Source organism: Corynebacterium sp. HMSC074C04, assembly GCF_001838295.1.
Classification (GTDB): domain Bacteria; phylum Actinomycetota; class Actinomycetes; order Mycobacteriales; family Mycobacteriaceae; genus Corynebacterium; species Corynebacterium amycolatum.
The window spans coordinates 275,344-297,769 of sequence record NZ_KV836270.1 but is presented as its reverse complement, the minus strand read 5'-3'; the positions used below and the strand labels follow the sequence as shown (position 1 = coordinate 297,769).

Annotated in this window: 25 protein-coding genes and 2 tRNA genes; 21 read left to right on the top strand and 6 right to left on the bottom strand. The window is 57.9% G+C overall.

Going from position 1 to position 22,426, the window contains the following annotated elements; all coding sequences use genetic code 11:
- The 3 genes from HMPREF3011_RS02540 to HMPREF3011_RS02530 form a co-directional block, all read left to right on the top strand.
- The coding region (locus tag HMPREF3011_RS02540; RefSeq protein WP_070841107.1) for a carbohydrate ABC transporter permease at positions 1 to 628 on the top strand (628 nt) is incomplete at its 5' end.
- Between the two features lie 18 nt (positions 629 to 646).
- The gene (locus HMPREF3011_RS02535) at positions 647 to 1,543 is read left to right on the top strand and encodes a carbohydrate ABC transporter permease (RefSeq protein ID WP_038629092.1); all 897 of its coding nucleotides are present in this window, start codon (positions 647 to 649) and stop codon (positions 1,541 to 1,543) included.
- Between the two features lie 115 nt (positions 1,544 to 1,658).
- Complete coding sequence (locus HMPREF3011_RS02530; protein WP_038625988.1) at positions 1,659 to 2,291, top strand: MusI family membrane protein; 633 nt, start codon at positions 1,659 to 1,661, stop codon at positions 2,289 to 2,291.
- Between the two features lie 69 nt (positions 2,292 to 2,360).
- Here HMPREF3011_RS02530 and HMPREF3011_RS02525 read toward each other — a convergent pair whose 3' ends face one another.
- Positions 2,361 to 3,365 carry a PfkB family carbohydrate kinase gene (locus tag HMPREF3011_RS02525; protein ID WP_038625986.1) on the bottom strand — a complete coding sequence of 335 codons (1,005 nt, stop codon included), beginning with the start codon at positions 3,363 to 3,365 and terminating at the stop codon, positions 2,361 to 2,363.
- A gap of 94 nt (positions 3,366 to 3,459) precedes the next feature.
- Between HMPREF3011_RS02525 and HMPREF3011_RS02520 the strand changes: the two genes are divergently transcribed.
- From HMPREF3011_RS02520 to HMPREF3011_RS02510, 3 genes are all read left to right on the top strand, one after another.
- A complete protein-coding gene (locus HMPREF3011_RS02520; RefSeq protein WP_038625984.1) occupies positions 3,460 to 4,026 on the top strand; it encodes a thymidine kinase in 567 nt (188 codons plus the stop codon).
- 651 nt (positions 4,027 to 4,677) lie between these two features.
- The gene (locus HMPREF3011_RS11060; RefSeq protein WP_141764739.1) at positions 4,678 to 5,013 is read left to right on the top strand and encodes a hypothetical protein; all 336 of its coding nucleotides are present in this window, start codon (positions 4,678 to 4,680) and stop codon (positions 5,011 to 5,013) included.
- Positions 5,014 to 5,060: 47 nt separating this feature from the next.
- Complete coding sequence (locus HMPREF3011_RS02510) at positions 5,061 to 6,026, top strand: rolling circle replication-associated protein (protein WP_070841105.1); 966 nt, start codon at positions 5,061 to 5,063, stop codon at positions 6,024 to 6,026.
- Here the strand turns inward: HMPREF3011_RS02510 and HMPREF3011_RS02505 are convergent.
- A complete protein-coding gene (locus tag HMPREF3011_RS02505; protein ID WP_070841104.1) occupies positions 5,997 to 6,416 on the bottom strand; it encodes a hypothetical protein in 420 nt (139 codons plus the stop codon). The genes HMPREF3011_RS02510 and HMPREF3011_RS02505 overlap by 30 nt on opposite strands.
- A 180-nt stretch (positions 6,417 to 6,596) precedes the next feature.
- Between HMPREF3011_RS02505 and HMPREF3011_RS02500 the strand changes: the two genes are divergently transcribed.
- The 7 genes from HMPREF3011_RS02500 to HMPREF3011_RS11625 all read left to right on the top strand — a co-directional run bounded on the left by HMPREF3011_RS02500 (position 6,597) and on the right by HMPREF3011_RS11625 (position 10,417).
- On the top strand, positions 6,597 to 6,971 hold the full coding sequence (locus HMPREF3011_RS02500; protein WP_070841103.1) for a hypothetical protein: 375 nt from the start codon (positions 6,597 to 6,599) through the stop codon (positions 6,969 to 6,971).
- Positions 6,972 to 7,077: 106 nt separating this feature from the next.
- Entirely contained in the window at positions 7,078 to 7,347 is a 270-nt protein-coding gene (locus HMPREF3011_RS11260; protein ID WP_141764738.1) for a hypothetical protein, read from the top strand.
- Positions 7,340 to 7,864, top strand: a complete 525-nt coding sequence (locus HMPREF3011_RS02490) for a hypothetical protein (protein WP_070841101.1) — start codon at positions 7,340 to 7,342, stop codon at positions 7,862 to 7,864. Before HMPREF3011_RS11260 ends, HMPREF3011_RS02490 begins: the two co-directional genes overlap by 8 nt.
- Positions 7,857 to 8,666, top strand: a complete 810-nt coding sequence (locus tag HMPREF3011_RS11055; protein WP_168168146.1) for an FtsK/SpoIIIE domain-containing protein — start codon at positions 7,857 to 7,859, stop codon at positions 8,664 to 8,666. The genes HMPREF3011_RS02490 and HMPREF3011_RS11055 overlap by 8 nt, the downstream gene beginning before the upstream one ends.
- Positions 8,659 to 9,105, top strand: coding sequence for a hypothetical protein (locus tag HMPREF3011_RS02480; protein WP_141764736.1), 447 nt, complete (start codon positions 8,659 to 8,661; stop codon positions 9,103 to 9,105). The genes HMPREF3011_RS11055 and HMPREF3011_RS02480 overlap by 8 nt, the downstream gene beginning before the upstream one ends.
- Positions 9,106 to 9,308: 203 nt before the next feature.
- The gene (locus HMPREF3011_RS11630) at positions 9,309 to 9,485 is read left to right on the top strand and encodes a helix-turn-helix domain-containing protein (protein WP_083327054.1); all 177 of its coding nucleotides are present in this window, start codon (positions 9,309 to 9,311) and stop codon (positions 9,483 to 9,485) included.
- Complete coding sequence (locus tag HMPREF3011_RS11625; protein WP_371440760.1) at positions 9,485 to 10,417, top strand: tyrosine-type recombinase/integrase; 933 nt, start codon at positions 9,485 to 9,487, stop codon at positions 10,415 to 10,417. Before HMPREF3011_RS11630 ends, HMPREF3011_RS11625 begins: the two co-directional genes overlap by 1 nt.
- On the opposite strand, the gene HMPREF3011_RS02475 is transcribed toward HMPREF3011_RS11625, so the two are convergent.
- Positions 10,377 to 10,450: transfer RNA gene (locus tag HMPREF3011_RS02475), tRNA-Ile, on the bottom strand. The two genes, HMPREF3011_RS11625 and HMPREF3011_RS02475, sit on opposite strands and share 41 nt — an antisense overlap.
- Positions 10,451 to 10,728: 278 nt before the next feature.
- Here HMPREF3011_RS02475 and HMPREF3011_RS02470 point away from each other — a divergent pair.
- From HMPREF3011_RS02470 to HMPREF3011_RS02455, 4 genes are all read left to right on the top strand, one after another.
- Positions 10,729 to 12,372, top strand: coding sequence for a DHA2 family efflux MFS transporter permease subunit (locus tag HMPREF3011_RS02470; protein ID WP_141737467.1), 1,644 nt, complete (start codon positions 10,729 to 10,731; stop codon positions 12,370 to 12,372).
- A gap of 320 nt (positions 12,373 to 12,692) precedes the next feature.
- Positions 12,693 to 14,069, top strand: coding sequence for a dicarboxylate/amino acid:cation symporter (locus HMPREF3011_RS02465; protein WP_038625982.1), 1,377 nt, complete (start codon positions 12,693 to 12,695; stop codon positions 14,067 to 14,069).
- A gap of 10 nt (positions 14,070 to 14,079) precedes the next feature.
- Positions 14,080 to 14,934: a serine hydrolase domain-containing protein gene (locus tag HMPREF3011_RS02460; protein ID WP_038625980.1), complete on the top strand. Its 855-nt coding sequence runs from the start codon at positions 14,080 to 14,082 to the stop codon at positions 14,932 to 14,934.
- 268 nt (positions 14,935 to 15,202) lie between these two features.
- Positions 15,203 to 15,826 (top strand): DUF3145 family protein, encoded by a 624-nt coding sequence (locus tag HMPREF3011_RS02455; RefSeq protein WP_038625978.1) that lies wholly within the window; start codon positions 15,203 to 15,205, stop codon positions 15,824 to 15,826.
- Here HMPREF3011_RS02455 and HMPREF3011_RS10895 read toward each other — a convergent pair.
- Together HMPREF3011_RS10895 and aceE are read right to left on the bottom strand one after the other, a co-directional pair.
- Positions 15,802 to 16,161 (bottom strand): acyl carrier protein, encoded by a 360-nt coding sequence (locus HMPREF3011_RS10895; RefSeq protein WP_049181616.1) that lies wholly within the window; start codon positions 16,159 to 16,161, stop codon positions 15,802 to 15,804. The genes HMPREF3011_RS02455 and HMPREF3011_RS10895 overlap by 25 nt on opposite strands.
- A complete protein-coding gene (gene aceE / locus HMPREF3011_RS02445) occupies positions 16,161 to 18,917 on the bottom strand; it encodes a pyruvate dehydrogenase (acetyl-transferring), homodimeric type (protein ID WP_038625976.1) in 2,757 nt (918 codons plus the stop codon). Before aceE ends, HMPREF3011_RS10895 begins: the two co-directional genes overlap by 1 nt.
- 276 nt (positions 18,918 to 19,193) lie before the next feature.
- On the opposite strand from aceE, the gene HMPREF3011_RS02440 reads away from it, so the two are divergent.
- From HMPREF3011_RS02440 to HMPREF3011_RS02425, 4 genes are all read left to right on the top strand, one after another.
- The gene (locus HMPREF3011_RS02440) at positions 19,194 to 19,604 is read left to right on the top strand and encodes a DUF3052 domain-containing protein (RefSeq protein ID WP_005511050.1); all 411 of its coding nucleotides are present in this window, start codon (positions 19,194 to 19,196) and stop codon (positions 19,602 to 19,604) included.
- Positions 19,605 to 19,727: 123 nt separating this feature from the next.
- Positions 19,728 to 19,799 (top strand) — tRNA-Val (locus tag HMPREF3011_RS02435).
- A 71-nt stretch (positions 19,800 to 19,870) separates the two neighbouring features.
- A complete protein-coding gene (locus HMPREF3011_RS02430; RefSeq protein ID WP_141764735.1) occupies positions 19,871 to 20,476 on the top strand; it encodes a zinc metalloprotease in 606 nt (201 codons plus the stop codon).
- A complete protein-coding gene (locus HMPREF3011_RS02425; RefSeq protein ID WP_371327158.1) occupies positions 20,442 to 21,437 on the top strand; it encodes a cobalamin biosynthesis protein in 996 nt (331 codons plus the stop codon). The genes HMPREF3011_RS02430 and HMPREF3011_RS02425 overlap by 35 nt, the downstream gene beginning before the upstream one ends.
- On the opposite strand, the gene HMPREF3011_RS02420 is transcribed toward HMPREF3011_RS02425, so the two are convergent.
- Positions 21,434 to 22,420: an SURF1 family cytochrome oxidase biogenesis protein gene (locus HMPREF3011_RS02420; RefSeq protein ID WP_038625969.1), complete on the bottom strand. Its 987-nt coding sequence runs from the start codon at positions 22,418 to 22,420 to the stop codon at positions 21,434 to 21,436. The two genes, HMPREF3011_RS02425 and HMPREF3011_RS02420, sit on opposite strands and share 4 nt — an antisense overlap.
- Positions 22,421 to 22,426: the final 6 nt, after the last annotated feature.

Here is a 22,426-nt window from a genome sequence, read left to right as displayed (position 1 = left end):
GGTTGTTGTTTCCATCATTACTGTGAACTTGTTCGCGTTCTGGATCGCATGGATTCTGACGCGCAAGCTGAAGGGTACGAACTTCTTCCGAACAGTCTTCTTCATGCCGATCCTTATCGGTGGCATTGTGCTCGGTTACACCTGGCAGTCGATGATCAACGCCGTGCTGGCATCGTACGGTACGACGATTGTGTCCGACTGGAAGTTCGGTTACGCCGGTCTGATCATCCTCATCAACTGGCAGCTGGTCGGCTACATGATGATTATCTATATTGCCGGTCTGCAGAATGTCCCGCCGGAGCTCATTGAAGCTGCGGAGATTGATGGCGCTGGACGCTGGGAGATTCTGCGGCACGTTACTATCCCGATGGTCATGCCATCGATTACCATTTGCCTCTTCTTGACCCTGTCGAACACTTTCAAACTCTTCGATCAAAACTTGGCCCTGACCAATGGTGCGCCGGGTTCAGAGACAGAAATGGTTGCTCTGAACATCGTCAACACCATGTTCAACCGAGTTGGTGTGGAGGGCGTTGGTCAAGCCAAGGCAGTAATTTTCGTCGTCGTGGTCGTAGCGATCGCGATGCTGCAGCTGCGTGCTACTCGCAGCAAGGAAGTGGAGGCATAAATGTCTGTCGACGCTGCAATGACCACTGAAACGACCACCAAGCTCCCAAAGTCCAAGCCCGCTAAGCAGGACGAGGCCAAGGTGGGAGGCGTATCTAAGGTCATCATCTACGCGATTCTGGTGTTTTTGACCGTCGTGTTCTTGGGGCCAATCGCGTTCATTATCTTCAACTCGTTCAAGTCCAAGTTCGCAATTTCAGATAACCCCTTCCAGCTGCCACTAGGTGACATGTGGGTCGGGTTCGAAAACTACGCCGTCGGCCTGATGAAGGAGGGCTTCGGCTGGGCGATCGTGTGGTCCTTTGTCATCACGATCCTCTCGGTTATTGCGATTGTGTTCTTCTCTGCGATGACGGCTTACTACATCACGCGGGTGAAGACGTGGTGGACCTCGCTGCTGTATTACCTGTTTGTGTTCTCGATGGTCATCCCGTTCCAGATGGTGATGTTCCCGACCGTCAAGATCGCCGACATGCTGCATTTGAACAACCCAATCGGCATTGTGGTTCTCTACTTGGGCTTTGGTTCTGGTCTGTCGGTATTCATGTTTGCCGGCTTCATCAAGTCGATCCCGATCGATATCGAGGAAGCCGCGATGATTGACGGCGCATCTCCGATGCAGAACTACTTCCGCATCGTTTTGCCCATGCTCAAGCCGACTGCAGTGACAGTCGCAATTCTTAACGCGATGTGGGTATGGAACGACTACCTGCTGCCGTACCTGGTCATTGGCCTGTCCACTAAGTACAAGACCATCCCGGTTGTCGTGCAGAGCTTCGTTGGCTCCAACGGTAACCGTGACCTTGGCGCGATGATGGCAATGCTGGTGCTCGCAATCATTCCGATTGTGATCTTCTACGTCGCTACCCAGAAGCACATTATCGAGGGTGTTGCTGCGGGCGCCGTTAAGGGGTAGTCGCCTAAGCGTTAGCGCATAGGGCGCCAAGCACCGCGTTTTACGAAAGCGAAAGCCTCAACCGCGTAGGTTGAGGCTTTCGTCTGTTAATCAGCCTTTATTAGGATATGAACTCGTGGATAGATTTTTCAGCACCGATACAAAGTTCTACGCAGCCTGGTCGCTGTTAGCAGACCTTGTAATCATCAACCTGCTGATGATCGTCGCATCCATCCCGATAGTCACTGCAGGCGCAGCAACTCGCGCTGGAGTAGTGGTCGCTCGCGATATGGTCCGTGACGAGGGCTCGAGGCCCGTACGGCGTTACTTACGCGCCCTGTTGGACAATTGGCGCACACCAACCTTGTGGTGGCTGTTCACCTTGGTTCTCGCCGGTGCCATCGGCTATGAGTTCTACGTTATCTCGCGCGCGGACCTCGGCACTGTCGGCCTAATCTTCGCCGCAGGAGTTACCTCCGGGGCGCTAATACTGCTGGGAATTACCGCGTGGGTCTACTCGCTGTGCTCGCTTTCCGACGGTCAATCGTCGCTACGCCGAACCCTGGCAACGGCCACCAGCATGACCGTCAAAAACCTGCCGCGGACTGCGCTCGCAGTTTTGGCGCTTCTCATCGTGCCCGCGGCCATTTTCTTTTTTCCGGCGAAGATCTACGCGATCGCTACCTATGTCTTCCTCATCGGGTACTCGCTGAGTTGGTATTTAGTGATGCTGGCGCTTGAGCCCGTTCTGCCAGACAATGCTGGGTAGGTTTTCCCACTGGCTCCACTGGCACTGACTTAATCGGTGCCAGCTCGCACACCAGGCTGCTGACGGCCCTTAGCCCTCGTACTCCTTAATCTGGGGAAAGTCCTCCGCCTCGACCATCTCTAGCAGCTTCTCGCGGCGGACAAACGCGGAGCATGCGCCGACCGCCTGTACGGCTGCTGCACCCGCGGCGGTGGCCAGAGGGATGGCGTCGTAAAGCGAGGTACCCTTAGCCAGTTCCGCGGTGAGCGTGCCGACGAACGCATCGCCGGAGCCAGTGCCGTCGACAATCTTCTCCTCTGGCAGCTTGAGCGCGGGGTGCTCGTAGATTGTCGGCTCGTCATCGATACCGTCGGAGTGCTGTGCGAAGAGACAGCCGTGGTCGCCGCGGAGCATGATGACGCTGGGGCAGTACTGCAGTAGTGCCTCGAGCTGTGCGCGGTAGTCGGTAGCGCGGATACCCTCGGCGATGTCCAGGCGACGGATTGTTTCCCAGGCGCCCTTCATATTGACAATCAGCGGATCTGCATGGTCAATCAGCGCAGGTGTAACGGTTACGACCGGATTGAGGTTCAGTACCAGTCGCGCGCTGTACATGGATGCGACGGACGCGATGGCCTCAGTTGCTTCCGGGAGGAGCTCGCCCTGTGCGAGCACGACATCCGCTGATGCGAACTCATCGACGAAATCGGTGGGGTCCGTCAGTGCGTCGGCACCGCGCTGGACAAAAATGACCGGGCGGCCCTTGCGGTTCGTTGCAACGAAAGCGCTGCCGGTCGGCAAATCCCAGGAAGTCTTAATGGAGTGGACATCTACGCCGTGTGCGTTGAGTTCCTCGACCACGACGTCCGCAGCGCGATCCTCACCAACCGTACCGGCCATGACAGCACGGACACCGTCGTAAGCAATGGCAACGGCCTGGTTAGCGCCCTTACCGCCTAGCGAATTAGTGCCGTCATCAACGATGAGCGTGCCACCTTCGGCGGGGACGCTATCGACCTGGACCAGGGTATCTAGGTGGATCGATCCGCATACAACGACGGTTGGATTCTCATTCAGGTCAGGATTCGGCTGCATAAAAATATAGGATAGTCGCGAATTGAAATCCGCGTTGGCCGCCCGGTTTCACGCCTGTCAGAGCCCGCGAATCGATGCCCTACAATCGATGGCTATGGCAAAACTGTACTTCCGCTACGGGACCATGAACAGCGGAAAATCCATCGAGGTCCTTCGCGTCGCCCACAACTACCGCGAGCGCGATATGCGACCGTTGATCGCCAAACCGGCCGTGGATACTTTGGCTGACGGCGACGTGCACTCCCGCATCGGAATTGCGGAACGCGCGCACCTCATCCACGACGGCGATGACCTTTCCTCGCTTGCCGACGGCCACGATTGCCTAATCATCGATGAAGCACAGTTTCTCACCCCTGACCAGGTTGACCAGTTGCTGGGCATTACCCTTCGCGGTACTCCGGTGCTCTGCTATGGCCTGCGTACCGACTTTCGCACGCATGCCTTCCCGGGCTCCCAGCGATTGCTTGAAGTCGCCCACACCATTGAGGAAATTAAGACAATTTGCACCTGTGGGCAGAAGGCCATCTTTACGGCGCGGTTAAACCCGGACGGCAGCATTATTCTCGACGGCGAGACCGTGGAAATTGAGGCACTCGAAGCGCCGAAGTACATCTCCCTGTGTGCCAGCTGTTACAACCGGATGTCGGGTAAGTGGGCGTGAGCGGGCGGGGACAGTTCCGAGACTAGAGTGCGACAAGAAAACAGGCGACGAGAAATAGGGAACAAAAAGGGAACAGCCCCGGTAGTCGAACCGCGGAAGTTCTCTCACCAGGGCATTTAGTGCCCCCAGCAGGGCTCGAACCTGCGACAAAAGGATTATGAGGTAGTGAGTCGCTACTCAAAAATGAGGAGCGGGGCTGACCTGCGGTTTTAGGTAACCGCCGTTTTGTAAAAATTTCCTCCTATTACACTAGGTGTTTTCATTATGCAGTTGTCGAAAATGTTTTCTACCCCCACTGCCCAGCCAGGCGGAGCCGTAGTGGACGTGTGCAGCGACGAGCCGGGAGCAGAGCGCAGGGGCAAGGGCGCGCGAACGACCGAAGGTCGCATGCGCAAGCGCCCGCGGCAGCGGAGTGGCGCGGTAGGTGTGGGAGCGACCGCGCGCGGTAGCGTAGGTGTAGCCGACGGCGGGGCGTGGCGAGGAGCCGCAGGCGACGAGCTGGCACATGGTTTATCCATATGTGCCAAAACACGACAAATTCGCACCCGGGAGGAAAACTCCGAGGTAGATAGGGGATTTCCCACGGTAGAAGAATGCCGGGACGCGGCGGAAACGTTGACCTCACGGACGTGGGAAGGGGAAGAGGGGAAAGTGGCGACGATTCAAATTTCCCCGGCGCTACTGAGGCTGGGTGCCTACGATTTTAATCTTCGGGAGAAGAGGGATGAGCGGGCACGGGAACGTGACCGCAAGATGCAAGATCAGCAAAAGGCATTGTTGAAGATTGAGAGGGAACGTGCGCGGCATAAAGAGCGCGTTGTGGCGGTAGAGCGTCGGCTAACCGAGCTAGAGGGCGTACTGGATACCTCGACGGACGTAGATGTCCGTGCGGATGCGATTCGTGAGCACACGGTACTGATGCGCGAGTGGCGGGGGCTTGGGGTTATCCCTGCTGCGGAAAGCTGGATGCGGCGCTGGAGTCGCTGAGGCATGCCCGAGAGCTGGCAGAGGGCACTCTGCCGACTCTAAAAAGGATGGCAACCGAGAACCTGAAAAACGCCCATAACCAGCACGAACATGAAAAATGGGCGGTCTACCTAGAGCAGCTGGATGCTTGTGAGCGACGCGAGGAAGACCGTCGAATTACTGAGTGGTCGCAAAAATCGCGCACTCGAATGATTGCAACGTTTTCCGAATTGGACTGGAACGCGTTTTTGGAGCAACCTGGCGAAATCGCCATGGTGACGTTGACGTATCCGGGGGATTGGCAGGCGGTCGCTCCCGATGCAAAAACCGTGTATGCGCACCTGAATCGGTTGAGGTTGCAGTTTCAGCGTGACTGGGGACGCGAGCTGCTGGGAGTGTGGAAGCGTGAGTTCCAGCGTAGGGGTGCCCCTCACTATCATCTTTTGATGGTGGTGCCAGAGGGGGCGTGTACCGTGAAAAGCCCTGTGACCAGCGAAAAGGTGCAGGTGGATTTTACTGGCTGGCTTGCTGCGACATGGGCAAAAATTGTTGCTGCCGATCAAAGCTCGGGGGAGCGTGCGCGGCATCTGATGGCGGGCACTGGTGTGCACCACACGCGGCAGAGTTTTGAGTCCTCGCGTCATGCAAGTTTTTATTTTTCAAAGTATGCGGCGAAAAGCGCGGATGGTGGATCAAAGGGGTATCAGAATGTTGCGCCTGCGCAGTGGATTGAGTCGGGTGCGGGCATCGGGCGTTTTTGGGGCGTTTTTGGACTGAAAAAAGTTATGGCTGTGGCACTAATCACTGCTGATGAAATGATTTTTTTCGGACGAGTTCTCGCCCGCTGGGCGCATGCGCAGTTTGGTACAAAACGCCGCATGCTGGGTAAATGGCGTGCGGGGTGGTTACTGATGGATGATGCACCAGGTATGGCAAAAGACCTGTTCAGGGCGCTAAATGCGTATCGTTCAGGCGATAAAAAACTGCCGGTGGGTATGCGCGGATCAGTTACTCTCCGCCAGGCGACGCAGTAGTGCGTCACGGTTGTATCTGGCTTCGATTTTTGCTTGTTCCGTCTCGGTTATCTCCTCGGTGTGACCGGATTGCCGGGCGTCGAAAATTTTAGGTACAAAATCAGTGTTGGCGGTGGTAGATACGTCGGACTGTTTATCGTCACTGTGACGATTTGCCAGGGATTCCTGGACTTCCTTGTTCCACCGGTGGATTTGCGTCGGCGATACTCCAGCCCACTGTGCGACTCGGCGTTGTGGTACGCCGAAGTCGGCAAAAGCCAAGCTAGTGAGCGTCTTTAAGGCTTCGCGGTTGGCTTCGATGATGTCGCGAGTGTGCTCGATTTGGGCTTGCAGTTCGCGGATTGCATCTTCTTTTTCTTGCGCCAGTCGGCGGTAGTCGCTAGTGCTCATGTGGCTGAGTCTATGTGATGCGGGCGGTGCAAATCTAGCAGGTTGATTCTTTGTGTTGCGCTCACATGTGCCGGGTGGTACATTTTGGAGCGAGCGAAACAAGAAGTGTGATATACTACAAATAGTTCCAAACGGGAACGGCGGATGTGGTCCGTTTTGTTTAGTAGAGAGGAAGCCAAAATGGCGCTCAATTCGTTTACTGTTCCGGCTGCAGGCGTGAAGTTGGTGGTTCTTGCTGATGCGGAGTCTCGCCAGATGATGCAGTGGGAAAATCGGCGTCCGACTGACAAGCCCGCGCTTGATGATGACGGTGGTGAGATTCACCGCATCGCGGACGTTCCTGCTTTGTGGCAGGGGCAGCAGATGACGGTCACTGTGCAGAGCACCGAGCCGTTTGCACTGCCTGCAGGCAAGTTGCTTGCGGCTGGAAAAAACTGCGACTTGGTGGTGCGCGCCTCGTCTGACCGTGACAGCACGTTCGCGGAAATGCGCCCTACGCTTCGCATCGGTGAGCTGCAGCAGGTCGTGGATTTCTCCGAGCAGCTAGCTCGCTAAGCCGCTTTTGTCTGGTGGTTTGTACCGCATCCCCCGGCGAGTGGTTGGGGGAGCGACTAGGAATCACCAAAAAGGTATTCCACCCAAAATAAGATTGGAGGACGCTGTGAGCGTTATATCGATTGAGCGGCAAATTGTAGGACTGCTAGAAGAGTGGCTGTCCAAGGGTTTTCCGATGACCTATGGCGAGCTACTTATTTGCATGTCTGACGTGTCGGATATGGAGATAGGAGAGGTCGTAGTGGAGCTTATCCGCCGAGGTTGGGTTCATGGAGAGCGCGACTATTTCCATCCCGAAATCGAGCGCCTCACTCTGACCGCTCGCGGACGTGACGAGGCTGCGGCTGGTCTGTGGGGAGGCGCTGAAAATGAGTAATGGCATCGATTTTGGAAGCCTGTTTCTCCTTGTGCTGATTGTCGGCGGCATCCTTGCGGTAATCAGCCTGGCTGAGTCGTGGGGTGAAAACCGCCAGCAGCTACATGGACTGAGCAAGGATGATAAGGACGATCTTCGCGCGGGCGAGCGCGAATTTTTCCGCAGGTTCGGCACGGATAAAAAGCTGCATACAGCACTGGAGGCGGTCGGCTGCTACGTCGAAACGGTCCGCACAGTGCGCACTGAAGATGGCGAGGAAAAGCAAGAGGTGTCACGGCTGACCCCGACCGTAGTCCGTCGCCTGAAAGATTCCCGTGGGGTTGCCCTGGTGTGCAGGCTCCCACAGGGTATGAGCGAAAAGGGTTTTCGTGAGGGTGTCGAAAAGCTCGGCGCGTACGCAGATATTGAGGGGGTTCGCGACTACCAGGTAGAGCGTGAGCGTCCTGGTCAAATGCGCCTGTATGCCATCACCCGTGATGCTTTTGAGAAGAAGCTGGGGGTCGATTTCCTTGACTGATACAGGGGCACCCCTCTGGTGGGCGCAGGACGAGGACGGACATCTCGTATGTTTCGACCCATATGCGTCTTACCACACGTTTATTGCGGGCATCACCCGCTCAGGTAAAAGTAAGGGCAGCCAATCGATTTTAATTCAGCTGGCAAAACACTCCGATATTCAGGTAGTTGGCATCGACCCCGCCTTTGGGTTATTGCGCCCCTGGTGGGAGTATTCCGGCAGACCGCAGGACTTTGTTCTTGGTACCTCAGAAGCGTCGTTAAAAGCGGCAATTGCGCTGGTTAACGCGGTGGTAGCCGAAATGGAAAGCCGCATGGCGAACCTCGGTCGCCGAGAGAAAATCGACGACTTCTCGGTAAGCCAGCCAATCATTTTCTGCGTGCTTGAGGAATATTCCGGTTTGATTGAGTCGATGACCGCCTGGGATAAAAAGCAGGCAGCATCTTTTACTGGCGCTGTCGGTCGACTACTCCGCGAGGGCGCAAAGGTCGGCATTCGCGTTTTTACGATTCTGCAGCGTGCGGAAGCGAAAACGTTGCATGACCGGTCGCAGTATGGTCGTCGAATCTCCTACGCGCAGGACAACACGGACAGCATCAAAATGATGTTTGACCAGGTAGAACCCGAGGTCGTTGCTCGAATGATTGCATTACAGCCAGGTCGCGGTGTGCTTCGCGAAATCGGCAAGCCGGATTTCACCTGGTTTCAGTCTCCGGATATGGACTATGACGAGTACTACGACCGCATCGGGCGGTACGTCTTCGATCAGCACACTCCACTAGTAGGTGAGTCTGATGAGTAGGGGGCGGAAAATCGCTGGCGGTGTGCTCGCGCTGTTCGCTGGTATCGGTCTGGTGGTTGCTCAGGGTGGTGGTGACCAGGCACCAGAGAACGTGACTCCGGGGGAGCCGGAAAAATGCGGCGGTCTGTTTCAGGATTTTGGGCAGTGTCGTATTGACCGCGCTCGTGCCCGTGTAGAGCGAGACTGTAACTATCAGCCGTCCGGCAGTGTGTACATCGACGAGGCTCGGGAGCGGAGTTGTGTGCAGGCGCGAGAGGTTTTGGAAAGTGAGGAGCGCCTGTACGGTATGCCGAAAAACCCGGTTGACCTGCAGGTTTCTCCGGTTACGGCTAGGGATGCCGCCCCTACGGAGCGCATCTGCCTGGCCTATGAGGATGTGAATCGCACCACAGGTGCGGTGACCTCTGGTCGGTGCGTTGTGCGTCTGGTGTCTGCCTAGTCCACAGAGGGGTGTACAGAGGGGCGAAAGCCCCTTTGTCCCTGCCCCGATAGGGCGGGTGACCAGGTGGTTTTGTTCTCCGTCGTCTAGGTCGGGTATCCCTGCAGTTTCTTGTGTCTCCTCATTGACCGCGCCCGCTACGGCGGGCGCACCTTTACCTTGTTTTAGTTCTGATTTTGTTTCTTTTGAAAGTTGGTTTACAAATGACTTCCCTTTTGACCCCCGGCGAGGTGTCTCGCCGTTTGGGTGTGTCCCGTCAGACTCTCATGCGGTGGCGTGACCGTGGTGTTGGTCCGCGGTATATGCAGGTTGGCGAGCTCGTTCGTTATGTCCCTGAGAGTGTGGACGCGTATGCGTCTGGTAGGGTGCGTGAAAAATAGTGGCTGGTCAGGCACCGTATTTTAGCGATTATGCGGCTGAGTGGCTGTCGATGCATCCTGTTGCAGAGAAAACCGCTGAGGATTACCGCTGGTTGCTGGAGCAGTATTTACAGCCTGTGTTTGGAAGTTTCCGTCTCGATCAAATCACTTACCGAGATGTGCAGGGTTGGGTGATAGAGGCTGCGCCCCACGCCTACCACCAGGTGCGACAGTCGCTTTCTGTTGTTCGCCAGGTGTACCGGCTGGCGGAGATTGAGGGCTATGTGAAGTCCTCGCCGGCGAAGCTAGTGAAAATGCCGCCTGCCACTAGGGCGCTGCCTGACCCGCTTTCCCCGGATGAGGTACAGCGAGTGTCCGCACAGCTGTCTGGTCGTGACCTGCTGATTTTTGAGGTCTTGGTCTACGGGGGCTTGCGATTTTCCGAGGTTACAGCTCTAAAACCCGCGTCGGTGCACGATGAGTACATCATGGTCTCGGGCGGTCTTATCCCTGCTCGTGGTGGCGGGTGGCTGCGCTCTGACGGCAAAACGCATCAGCGTCGTCGGGTGTACCTCCCGCGTTTTGTGATGGAGCGACTGCGAGTGTGCGCCGCCAGCTGTAAAACCGAGCTGCTGTTTACCTCGGCTGTTGGTACTCCGGTGCACAGGACGAACTGGACGGCAAGGGCATTACAGCCTGCGTGTGCCCGTGCGGGTGTGAGGAAAATCACTCCTCATGCGCTCCGTGATACTTGCGCGACCCTCGCACTGCGGTCGGGTGTTGCTCCGCAGGTTGTTGCAGCGCACCTTGGACACGCTGATGCGACCACTACGCTCCGGCATTACGCGGGGGTAGTGGCAGGTGACCTCGAACACCTGTCCGTGTCGCTGCAGGACGCGGTAGGTGCGGTAGTGCCCCCATCAGGGCTCGAACCTGGGACAAAAGGATTATGAGTCCTCTGCTCTAACCGACTGAGCTATAGGGGCAAGGCTCGGGCACTGCGAAGCGGCAATTAAGCGCTATTAATTAGCGCCCGAGACCTCATAGCATCATAGCAATCTGCCACTGCGTGGTGATAAAAGCCCTATAGCCAGCAGGTTCTGCTGCCATTGCGCGGATTCAAAGAAGTTGTCCCGCGTTCTCGATGCCCTCATCTCTGAGCTCGATGAAGCAAAGCGTCTCCCGTGCTCAACGAACCAAAGCTCCGGAAAATTACGACTTTCGGTTGATGAATCAGTGCTTGGACACTTCTAGCATTAATCCTATGAGTACGAAACCTTCCTTGAGCAGCGCCGACGTCTCAGCCGACGCACAACCCGGTGCTACAGAGAAAGCGGAGGGCACCGCCGTCACGGCAATCGCCAACGAGGATCAGATTGCTGAGTTCTCGGCCTCGCCACAGCGCTGGTGGGGCCTGCTCGTGCTTGCGGTTGGCCTAGGCATGATTGTCCTCGACGGCACCATTGTTGGTGTCTCACTGCCGACTATCATTTCGGAGCTGGGCCTCGACATCGTCGGTGCGCAGTGGATTACCACTATCTACTCCGCCGTCTTCGCCGCGCTGCTGCTAACCTCTGGCCGTGCTGGTGACCGCTTTGGCCGTCGAACCCTTTTTCTCGTCGGTCTGGTCATCTTCACGGGCGGCTCCGTTGTGGCCGCGCTTTCCACGTCCTTGGCCCCGTTGGTCATAGCCCGCGTTATCCAGGGCATTGGTGGCGCGTGCATTCTGCCGTCGACACTGTCCAGCGTTAACGCACTGTTCCGTGACAAAGATCGCGCCACCGCATTCGGCATCTGGGGTGCGGTCATGTCCGGTGCCGCAGCAGTCGGCCCGCTCTTGGGTGGCGTCCTTACTCAATTCGCTGGTTGGGAAGCCATCTTCTGGGTCAATGTGCCCATCGCCGTGGTGCTTTTCCTCCTTGCGCTGCGCTGGGTGCCGAACACCGCGGGCGAGACCAATGGCGCTGGTGGTTTCGACGTTCTCGGCCTGCTGCTATCTGGAATCGGCTTTGGTGCCGTCGTCTTCGGCATCATTCAGGGTGCCAAGATTGGGTTTGCTTTTCCCTCCGCGCCCGTCGTCACGCTCTTGGTTGGTGCGGTGGTGCTCGTCGCCTTCGTGCTGTGGGAGAATCGTCGTCGGAAGAACGCGGATCCTGCGCTGTTGGACGTGTCGATGTTCTCCTACGCCACGTTTAGCTGGGGGAATACGACGGCGATGCTCGTCGCGGTGGGTGAGTTCGCGCTGGTCTTCGTGCTGCCGCTCTACTTGGTGTCGGCGATTGGCTTGTCGACGATTGCAACTGGCCTGGTCCTGGCAGCGATGGCTCTCGGCGCGTTTTTCGCAGGTGCCATGGCGCGTCATCTAGCAGCCCGGATCACCCCGGCCGGTGTCGTGATTGTGGGGCTGGGGCTCGAGGTCTTTGGTTCGCTGCAGTTGGCGGCGGAAGAGCGTGTTGGCCTGCCGTTGTGGCTAGTTGTGTTTGCGCTGATTATCTACGGTCTGGGCCTTGGCCTGGCGTCGGCGCAACTGACCTCGCTGGTGCTCGGCGATATTCCGGTGCGTCTGTCGGGACAGGCGTCGGCGACGCAGTCGACAATCCGGCAGATTGGTTCTGCTCTCGGTGCGGCACTCGGTGGTATGGCGTTGACGATTGGGCTGGATCGCGAGATTGCGAAGTTGTCGCCGGGACTGGAGCAGATGGGGCAGGGGCTGAAGGATTCCGCCGGCTCTATCCTGATTGGTCTGCGGGCGCAGGGCGCTTCCGACGCTGTATTGATCCCGCTGACAAATGCGTTTGCACATGCCACACAGTTTGCGCTGTATTCCGCCGTCGGTGCGCTAACTATCGGTTTCCTCTGCTCGCTAAAGGTGCTGCAGCTGCGCAAGCAGGCTGAGAAAACGAATTAAAGATTCGGAATATTTGGCTGTGAGCCTGCGTTGGGAATTGGTGTCACAACATCAATCGTGGCAGTCTTATCGTTTGTCTCTTAACCGGACTTGCAAGATAGAAATGACCAACATGAAAATGCTCACAAAGCGGCGTTGGCTCGATTACGGCCGAATTTCCACTTCCTCCTGTCGCTAAACACTTCAGGTTTCCGCCCCCGTTGCGCCTACCTCTTCGAAGCTGAGCCCAGCGGCCCTCGGATACCCCATCACGCGCATATGTCAGATGACCTAAAGCGCGCCATAAGTGTTTTCAGACAGATAAACTTCCAGGAGGAAAAGTGAATAAATTCAAATGGGCGACCGGCTTCGGTGCCCAAGTTGTCTATGGCCTGATTATTGGTCTCATTTTGGGCTTCATGGCCCGCAGTACTGGCGATGACTCCTCGCTGCGCACAGCGCTGGACGAGGTCGGCAGTACCTACGTCACGCTGTTGAAGCTGCTCATTCCGCCGCTGGTGGTCACCGCAGTCGTGGTGTCGATTGCCAACCTGCGCCAGGTCGCAGGCGCAGCCAAGCTGGCTGTTTCGACGCTTATTTGGTTCGCCATCACATCCTTTGTATCGGTGGTTATTGCCATTGGCCTGGGCTTGCTTATCAAGCCGGGCGTTAACTCCGGCGTCGATGCCTCGGCTGCACAGGAACCGGATTCTGTGGGCTCGTGGTGGGGATTCCTGCAGAGCATTGTCCCGCAGAACTTCCTCGGCCTTGGTGTGAAGATCAGCGAATCTGACGGTGCTGTATCCGGCTCGCTGAACTTCAACGTCCTGCAGCTGCTGGTCATCGCGATTGTCTTCGGTATTGCCGCAGTAAAGGTCGGCCCGAAGGCTGAACCGTTCATCGAGTTCTCCGGCTCTCTTTTGACCATCGTGCAGAAGGTGCTGTGGTGGGTTATCCGTCTGGCACCAATCGGTACTGCGGCTCTGATCGGTCATGCTGTCGCTGAGTACGGTTGGGAAGCACTTGGCAGCCTGGGCAAGTTCGCCATTGCCATCTACATTGGCCTGTTCCTGGTTATCGCAGTTGTGTACCCAGTTGTGCTGAAGATTCATGGCATTAGCCCAATCGACTTCTTCCGTCGCGTCTGGCCAGTGACCTCGCTCGGCTTCTTTACTCGTTCGTCGATGGGCGTCATGCCGGTCACTGAGCGCGTTGTCTCGCGTCGTCTGGCAGTGCCGGATGAGTACGCCTCTTTCGCAGTGCCGCTGGGTGCTACCACGAAGATGGATGGTTGCGCTGCCATTTACCCGGCTATCGCAGCTATCTTCGTGTCGCAGTTCTACGGGGTACCGCTGGACTTCACGGACTACCTGCTCATCATCTTCGTCTCCGTTATCGGTTCGGCTGCAACTGCTGGCACCACCGGCGCTACCGTCATGCTGACCCTGACCCTGTCGACCCTCGGCCTGCCACTCGCCGGTGTCGGCCTCCTGTTGGCTGTCGAGCCGATTGTGGATATGGGACGCACCGCGGTAAACGTCACCGGTCAGGCCGTGGTCCCGTTGGTCGTCGCAAAGCGTGCAGGAATTTGGGACCAGGGCGAGTGGGACGCAAGCGCCAACGCCGACCTGTCGCCAGCCGACGAAACAGCTGACGAGTCGGACGACGAGTCTGCGGACGCGCCTGCTGAGAAGTCCACGTCTGCCGCGCTTGCGTAGTCTTGAGGACATGACTTCTTGGAAGCCCTCTGTTCTAGCGCAAGTTGACCAGTGGCCAGTCGACGCGGTCGCGGCTGCCGCGCGTGCCGACGATGGCAGTTGGCACACCCACGGTGATAGCGGCCGAGTTTTTGAACTGGCCAGTGTGACCAAGCTGTTGGCGGCCGTGGGAATGCTTGTGGCCGTCGAAGAGGGTGCGCTGGAGCTCAATCAAGAGCTCACGCCACCCGGTCGTGGTGCGACTGTGCGTCACCTACTGGCGCACGCCGGCGGGGTGGGGTTTGCCAGCCGTGAGCTGGAAAAAGAGCCAGGGGAGCGGCGTATTTACTCCTCCGCGGGTTTTGACATCATCGCCGATGTAATCGCCGCGGAGGCAGACATGCCGTTTAGTGAATACCTGCGCCAGGCTGTGTTTGAGCCGCTAGGGATGGCGGATTCCGTGCTGGATGGCTCGGCAGGGCATGGCGCGCGCAGCAGCGTCGCTAATCTCATGGCCTTCGTCGATGAGATTCTCGCCCCGACTCTTCTGCATCCCGATACCGTGACTGAGGCGTTGACGGTGCAGTTCCCGGGGCTGAATGGTGTTGTGCCTGGCTATGGTATGCAACGTCCGGCCGATTGGGGCCTGGGCTTTGAGATCTTCGGGCACCCCGATTCCAAGCAGGGGCTGTGGTTTGGTGCCTCGATGCCCAAGGATGTCGCAGGCCATTTTGGGCAAGCGGGCACACTCCTGTGGCTGCATCGTCCAACCGGACGGGCGGCAATCGCGCTGACCGACCGAGATTTCGGCGAGTGGGCAAAGCCTCTATGGGCCGACTTCAACGACGAACTCTGGAGTGAGCTGGAAGAACACGCTGAGGATTAAGGGGGATGTGGAGTAAGCCGGCGTCGCTTGCGGCGCCGATTTTTCGTCTCAGCGTTAAATCACATCTGGGGGATTAAGGACAACTTGAGGGTTGCCAGCAGCCGTCTTGGAAATAACAATCATAAACACGTGCAACGCAAACCTCAGAAGTGTTGTTTTACCGCAGTGCTTTTTCTGCAGTGTGGCAAGTGTCGTTGGATGAGTTCGTAGGGGAAGACGAATCTCGTCTTACACCAATTGACCGCAACCTTTCCGAGGACCTTCGTCTATGCGCACCCAACTTTCAGGCGTCCTGTGGATTCACAGCATGCCAGGGCCGCTGCAACCACACATCACGTGGGCGCTGGCCCGACTCAGCATGCCCGATGGCACTAAGCCAGGCCGGGATATTTGGCGTGCGACCGACCAGGATTCCACTTTGTGCGCTGAGGTGCCTTTCACTGCAAGTGCTGACACCATCGCCACACTGGTGGACAACCTGGCTAGGTGGCCGCGCCTCTATTTCGAGCTGGCGCAAGACCCAGCCGTGGATGATGACGGCTACGCCATTGACGGTATGCGCTACTGCCATACCCCGCAGCTGGGGACTTTCGCCGGACAGACCGATGCCGCCGGAAACATCGTGATCAACGAAGACGCGCTGCGTTCCATCATGGCGCGCGGCGGCGACATCAAAGGTGCCCTCGACGCGGCCATCGGTGGGCCGTGGGACCGCGTGTTAGAGCCGATGCGCATGATGACGGCAGGCTACGCCCCCGAAGACTGCTTTACGACGTCCACTCCTGCCGGGACCGACAGTGCCAGCGGCAACTCGACCGCTGGCAACGCAGACCTTGGTGGGGTAGAGGCAGCTAACGTGCTGCAGCTCTACCCGCGCCGGGCGGCGATGTAGTCAACTACATCGCCGAGGGTCTTAAACGAGGAAATGTCCTCGTCCTCAACGCGGGCTCCCAGCTCTTCTTCGCAACGGACGGCCAACTCTACGACGCTTAGGCGGTCAAAACCGTAGTCGGTCAGCGGGGTGGAGAGCTCTAAGGACTCCACCTCGTCGTTAGCCATCTTTTTGACGATTGCCGCGACCTCGCCGTGAAGACCTGCGGGCAGGTCAGCGTCGGCGGAACTCTTCTTCGAGCCCCCGTTCGCTGCATTAGGTGAGGCATCGTCAGCGTCACCGGTGACCTGTGTGCCCAGTAGGGCGCTGAGCTGATCTCCAAGGCTTGAGGTCATTATTCAGCGTCCTGAGTGGTTGCGGTTGGATCGGTAATCTGCAGCTCTTCAGCTGCTTCCTGGGCGACATTCATGTCGAGCTTGCCAGCGCGTGCCAGTGCGGACAGGGCCGCAACAGCGACTGACTCGCCGTCGGAGTTGAAGTAGCGGCGAGCGGCCGGACGGGTATCCGAGAAGCCGTAGCCGTCGGTGCCGAGGACGGTGTAGTCACCCGGAACCCACTTGCGAATCTGCTCCGGGACCGCACGTTGGAAGTCGGTCACTGCGATGAACGGCCCATCGGTGTCGGACAGCTGGCGGGTAACGAAGGCGTCGTCGACCTCTTCAGCCGGGTTGTGTAGACGCTCAGTGTCACGCTCGTGCCCATCGCGGGCCAGCTCATTCCACGATGTCACCGAGTAAATCGAGGAAGCCACGCCGTAGTCTTCCAGGATGTCCGCGGCGCGCAGCGCCTCCTGCATGCCAATGCCGGAAGCCAGCAGGTTGACATGCTTGTCGCCCTCAGCCTTGCGGAAGCGGTAGATACCGCCAAGTAGCCCCTCGACATCGAGGTCTTCCGGGACAGCCGGCTGCGAAGTCGGCTCATTGTAGATAGTCAGGTAGTAGATGACATCTTCGCCGCGCTCTGGCCCGTACATGCGGTCGATACCGTCGCAGACGATGTAGGCAATCTCGTAGGCGAACGCCGGGTCGTAGGAGACCACAGACGGGTTCGTAGCCGCCAGCAGTTGGGAGTGACCGTCCATGTGCTGCAGGCCTTCACCGGTCAGCGTCGTGCGACCAGCTGTAGCACCGAGCAGGAAGCCACGGGTCATTTGGTCACCAGCGGCCCAAATGGAGTCAGCCGTACGCTGGAAACCGAACATCGAATAGAAGATGTAGAGCGGAATCATGGCAACGCCATGGGTGGCGTACGCCGAGCCGACAGCGGTAAACGACCCCACAGAGCCCGCCTCGGAAATGCCCTCGTGCAGAATCTGGCCGTCCTTCGCTTCCTTGTAGGACAGCATCAGCTCATGGTCGACCGGAGTGTAATTCTGGCCGTGCGGGTTGTAGATCTTCAGCGTCGGGAACCAGGAGTCCATGCCGAAAGTACGGGCCTCATCAGGGATGATGGGCACAAAACGATCCTTGAGGTCCTTATCGCGCATCAGGTCCCTGAAAACACGCACCGTCGCCATAGTGGTGGCAACCTTCTGCTTACCTGATCCCTTGAGCAGGTTCTTCAGGCTCTCAGGCTTTGGCACTGTCAGAGGCTCGTAGCTAGTGCGGCGCTCTGGCACGAAACCGCCGAGCTCCTTGCGTCGCTCCAGCATGTACTGCACTTCCTCGGACTCCGGGCCCGGGTTGTAGTACGGCGGCAGGTAGGGATCCTTCTCCAGCTCCTCGTCGGAGATTGGAATGCGCTGGTTATCGCGGAAAAGCTTCAGGTCGTCGAGTGCTAGCTTCTTCATCTGGTGGGTCGCGTTGCGGCCCTCGAAGTTGTGGCCAAGGCCATAGCCCTTAACCGTGTGCGCCAGGATGACAGTCGGCTGATCCTTGGTCTCCAAGGCCTTCTTGTAGGCAGCGTAAATCTTGCGGTAGTCGTGGCCACCTCGACGGAGGTTCCAAATCTCCTCGTCGGTCATGTCCTCGACCAGCTTGGCAGTGCGCGGGTCACGGCCGAAGAAGTGCTCTCGCACCCAAGCGCCGTCGTTAGCCTTCAGGGTCTGGTAATCGCCATCGCAGAACTTATTCATCAGGTCGACTAGTGCGCCGTCCTTGTCCTTGGCGAAGAGCTCGTCCCATTCACGGCCCCAAACGACCTTGATGACATTCCAACCAGCGCCGCGGAAGAACGACTCCAACTCTTGGATGATGCTGGTGTTACCGCGCACCGGACCGTCGAGACGTTGCAGGTTGCAGTTAATGACGAATGTCAGGTTATCCAGGTTGTTCAGCGCCGCATGCTGAATGGCACCACGGGATTCCGGCTCGTCCATTTCGCCGTCACCGAGGAAGGCCCAAACGTGCTGCTGTGAGGTGTCCTTGATGCCGCGGTCATGGAGATAGCGGTTAAAACGGGCCTGGTAGATAGCGTTAATTGGTCCCAGCCCCATAGACACCGTCGGGAACTCCCAGAACTCCGGCATGCCATGCGGGTGCGGGTAGGAGGGAAGGCCATTGCCCTCACCGAGGGAGACCTCCTGTCGGAAACCGTCGAGGTCCTCTTCGGTCAGGCGCCCCTCTAGGAATGCACGGGCGTACATGCCCGGCGAAGCGTGGCCCTGGAAGAAGACGTGGTCACCGCCGCCTGGGTGGTCCTTGCCGCGGAAGAAGTGGTTAAAGCCGACCTCGTAAAGCGGTGCGGCACCCGCATAGGTGGAGATATGTCCGCCCACGCCGATACCTGGACGCTGTGCGCGATGGACCATAATTGCCGCATTCCAGCGGATCCACTTGCGGTAGCGGCGCTCAATGTCCTCATCGCCTGGGAATTCTGGCTCCATCTCAGTCGGGATGGTGTTGACGAGGTCTGTCGAGGTCAGCGGCGGTAGGGCCACGCGCTTTGCCGTGGCACGTTCCAGCAGTCGCAGCATGAGGAAGCGTGCGCGTTCCGGACCTGCCTCTTCCAACAGGCCGTCGAGAGACTCAAGCCACTCCTTGGTCTCTTCAGGATCTGCATCCGTGAGATAGGAGGCGACCCCATCACGGATAAGGGCAAAATTTGACTCATCAGAGTGGGCTTGTGGCGTACCTGACGATGTATCGGACATTGTGAGCTCCTTTCAGTCCCTGAAGGAAAGGCAAAGGTTATTGTTCTCCACTCTACTTCTGAATCGTTTGTTGTGCCCCTAGCCGTTTCTTACACACGCTTTCACCGAATAATCCGCTTGGCTTTACGACGAACATTGCGAAGAACACCGCGAAAACTGCACCTTTTTGGGGAAATTCTTATTTTGCAGCTGTGAAAAATGTATTTGAGCGGTAAAATTTCTCCACATAGTTCGAAAAATCGAGCTGAATATTTTTTCTAGAGGAGGAAAAGGGAAGTGGTCAACGCCACAGGCGCTGCTCATGAATATGCGAGCAGGCTCGGCATCAAGGAAGGTCAGCTAGTCCAGGAGGTTGGCTGGGATACAGACTGTGACTCAGCAATCAGTGAGTCGGTCGAGAATTTCCTGGATGCAGACCTGCTCGACGAAGACACGGATGAAGTTGTCGACGTCGTATTGCTGTGGTGGCGTGAAGAAGACGGCGACTTGGTCGATGGTCTTGTGGATGCTTCCCGCCCTTTGGAGGATGAAGGTCGCGTTTGGCTACTCACGCCGGGCGCTGGTCAGCCGGGTGCCATTGATCCTGGCGTGATTGACGAGTCCGCACAGCTGGCAGGTTTCTCCAACACCTCGGCGCTTCGGCTGGGGGATTGGCAGGGCAATTGCCTGGTGCAGCGCTCTAGCTAACCGGCTCTAGCTGTCCCGTTTGAATCGGCTACTAGCTGAGCTGTTGAAACAATCGACATAAACGCTGTTTGTAGTGCGCAATTGGCAATCTATGTTTTCCGTGTGTTAGAGTTTCGCAGCAGCGCGGCGATAGCTCAGCGGTAGAGCTCTGGTTTTACACACCAGCGGTCGGGGGTTCGAAACCCTCTCGCCGCACAGATATAATCCGCCCGGATTCTTGTAACGGAGAATCCGGGCGGATTTTGTTTGTGCTAAACTTCCGGTCTGTGCGTTTTACAAAATCGCTTGCCACCATTGTTTTTGTCGGATCTCTGCTCGCGGGCGCTCCCGCCTACGCAATCGGCGGGGGTGGTAAACCGATAATCGATTCGGCCACCTGTAAAGCAATGGTCAAGGCTGCAAATGCGGGCGAGCCGGTGGATAATCCGTCGATTCTCCATCTCTCGGATCAGATGCCTTCCTATATTGCCGACGGCACTTTGGATTACGTTGTTGCCCCAGATTTTCCGTACCGCGCACAGCTAGATGCTGCTACTCAAGAGTGGAATGAAAAGCTCGGTGGCAAGGTTGTGCTTCGGGAAGTGACCAAGGACAAGGCTGATTCGGATACTGTGAACGTTCGCTATGTGCCAAGGCCGGACTCGCGCGTCTTGGCTTCTGCATCGGAAATTAGTAAGGAGATGACGGTTTTCGTTACTTCCACTCTCTATCCCGATGCAATTCGCAGCACTCTTGCCCACGAGTTTGGGCACTTGCTCGGTATCCGGCACACTTGTGATTACACCTTGATGGCCGCATCGCAGCACCGCCATCCGGCAGCGCATGTCACTCCGCTCGATGTCGCAGCCGTTCTGCAGGGGCAATTTGATTAGATTGTGTACACATGCCAGAAGTCGACACCTCTGGCGGCGTGGAGCGGCCATCGCAGTGGGGTATGCACTTGACCGCATTTTCGCAGATCCCACCAATCACCATCCGGTGGCCCTCTACGGGCAGGCCGTCAGCAAACTTGAGTGCCGAATCTACGCCGACTCCAAAGCGCGCGGTGTGGCGTTCACCGCAATCGCAGTGGCCACGCCGGTAGCGCTTGCCGCCGCAGCCAGCACAGTCGCACCGAGTCTCACGCTGGCTGCCGCCACGTGGGCTTCGCTCGGCGGCACCACTCTCCGCCGTACTGGCGAGCGCATGACTGACCGACTCACTTCCGGCGACATCGATGCCGCCCGCGAACTTGTGCCGTGGTTGTGTTCGCGTGATCCGGAAGCTCTCGACGCTGATGGCATCGCCCGAGCGACCGTCGAATCGCTCGCTGAAAATACCTCCGACGCAGTCACCGGCACTCTCATGTGGGGTGCCATTGCAGGCGCTCCTGGTGTGGTCGCTCATCGAGCGGCTAATACCCTCGACGCGATGGTGGGGTACCGCAACGCTCGCTATCGGCAGTTCGGGTGGGCCAGTGCACGGCTTGACGACGTCGTCGGGTTCTTCCCCGCGAGACTTACAGCTGTCGCAACTGTGGTTGCAGGTCCGGACCGTCGTCAAGCATTGGCAGCGTGGCGACGAGACGCCGACAACCACCCAAGTCCAAACGCGGGCGTCGTGGAGGCAAGCGCTGCAGGCGCGCTGGGGCTGCAGCTGGGCGGCGCGACGGTGTATCCCAGCGGAGTGGAGATGCGCCCGGTGCTTGGCAGTGGTCGGAGGCCTGCGGTGGCCGATGTGCGGCGTGCCGCAGGGCTGAGCAAGCGAGTACAAAACATTGTTGCGCTCAGCTGCGCCGGAGCAGCAGTAATTGCCGGATGTATCCGACGAGTGAAAGCGCGAGCTGAGAGTTAGAAACGCTCGTCGTATCGGTTATCGCGATAACCTGCGGCGCGGTGGCCAGTGTTGCCGTAGCGCTGCGCCATGCGCTGACGGTGCAGCTCAGCGGCGCGATCCTCTTCGGGCTTAGCCGGCGGAGAGGTGGGAGTGGCGTCGTCGTCCGATTCGGGTGCCGCGTCCTCGGTGTCATCAGCGTAATCGACTGGTTCTGCGGCTTCGGCATCGCGGAGATTCTTGGCCATCTCCTCCTGCTCCGCACGGTCGCGTTTGCGTTCGACAATCTCGGCGCGAATGAACCAGACGACAGCCAGCGGCACGAGAGCGCCGAAGAAGATCCACTGGATGCCGTAGGAGAGGTAGGGGCCGGACTCCAGGGTGGGCAGCGGAATGGCCTCGATGACGGCATCGGATTTGTCCGAGAGCTGAAGCCAATCGGGGTTGAGTTCGGTGCCGACGAGCTCGGACACTTCCTTGGTATTGATTCCGTAGACCTGCGGCGGGGTGCCGGGGATTGGGGCGGTCTCGGCGGGAACCTCGTTTCGGCGGATAAAGGCCGAGATAGTCAAGGTGCCCTTCGGGGCTGGCTCAACATTGGGGGTGCTGGAGTCTGTAGGACGCACAAAGCCACGGTTGACCAGGTAGTTTTCGCCATTGTTAGCGACGAAGACATCGAGTACCTGGACAGCGGGTGCGCCATTTACTGGGCGGTTACGCAATAGTACGCGGGTATCCGGCAGGAAGGACCCGGTGGCGGTAACGCGACGCCATTCGTTGCCCTCGACGAAGCCTTTGCCCTTGGGCATTAGCTCGTTGACATCTACGGGGTTGAGCTCGAATGAGTGCTCAAGCTGCTGATTGCGATGCTGCGTCGCGGTGTTCTTACCCAACTGCCACGGAGCCAGAACAGTAAATGCGAGATAGGAAAACGCAATGGCGACAATCGCAGTGAGAACCCATCCAGGGGTCAGAAACTGGCGCACATTCTTAAACACATTCATTGAGCT

Excerpts from the sequence above, each read along its gene's own strand:
- HMPREF3011_RS02535 (WP_038629092.1), top strand. The coding sequence starts at position 647 with ATGACCACTGAAACGACCACCAAGCTCCCAAAGTCCAAGCCCGCTAAG.
- HMPREF3011_RS02525 (WP_038625986.1), bottom strand. The coding sequence starts at position 3,365 with ATGCAGCCGAATCCTGACCTGAATGAGAATCCAACCGTCGTTGTATGC.
- HMPREF3011_RS02520 (WP_038625984.1), top strand. The coding sequence starts at position 3,460 with ATGGCAAAACTGTACTTCCGCTACGGGACCATGAACAGCGGAAAATCC.
- HMPREF3011_RS02510 (WP_070841105.1), top strand. The coding sequence starts at position 5,061 with ATGGCAACCGAGAACCTGAAAAACGCCCATAACCAGCACGAACATGAA.
- HMPREF3011_RS02505 (WP_070841104.1), bottom strand. The coding sequence starts at position 6,416 with ATGAGCACTAGCGACTACCGCCGACTGGCGCAAGAAAAAGAAGATGCA.
- HMPREF3011_RS02500 (WP_070841103.1), top strand. The coding sequence starts at position 6,597 with ATGGCGCTCAATTCGTTTACTGTTCCGGCTGCAGGCGTGAAGTTGGTG.
- HMPREF3011_RS02490 (WP_070841101.1), top strand. The coding sequence starts at position 7,340 with ATGAGTAATGGCATCGATTTTGGAAGCCTGTTTCTCCTTGTGCTGATT.
- HMPREF3011_RS02480 (WP_141764736.1), top strand. The coding sequence starts at position 8,659 with ATGAGTAGGGGGCGGAAAATCGCTGGCGGTGTGCTCGCGCTGTTCGCT.
- HMPREF3011_RS11630 (WP_083327054.1), top strand. The coding sequence starts at position 9,309 with ATGACTTCCCTTTTGACCCCCGGCGAGGTGTCTCGCCGTTTGGGTGTG.
- HMPREF3011_RS02470 (WP_141737467.1), top strand. The coding sequence starts at position 10,729 with ATGAGTACGAAACCTTCCTTGAGCAGCGCCGACGTCTCAGCCGACGCA.
- HMPREF3011_RS02460 (WP_038625980.1), top strand. The coding sequence starts at position 14,080 with ATGACTTCTTGGAAGCCCTCTGTTCTAGCGCAAGTTGACCAGTGGCCA.
- HMPREF3011_RS02455 (WP_038625978.1), top strand. The coding sequence starts at position 15,203 with ATGCGCACCCAACTTTCAGGCGTCCTGTGGATTCACAGCATGCCAGGG.
- HMPREF3011_RS10895 (WP_049181616.1), bottom strand. The coding sequence starts at position 16,161 with ATGACCTCAAGCCTTGGAGATCAGCTCAGCGCCCTACTGGGCACACAG.
- aceE (WP_038625976.1), bottom strand. The coding sequence starts at position 18,917 with ATGTCCGATACATCGTCAGGTACGCCACAAGCCCACTCTGATGAGTCA.
- HMPREF3011_RS02425 (WP_371327158.1), top strand. The coding sequence starts at position 20,442 with ATGTCGCAGCCGTTCTGCAGGGGCAATTTGATTAGATTGTGTACACAT.
- HMPREF3011_RS02420 (WP_038625969.1), bottom strand. The coding sequence starts at position 22,420 with ATGAATGTGTTTAAGAATGTGCGCCAGTTTCTGACCCCTGGATGGGTT.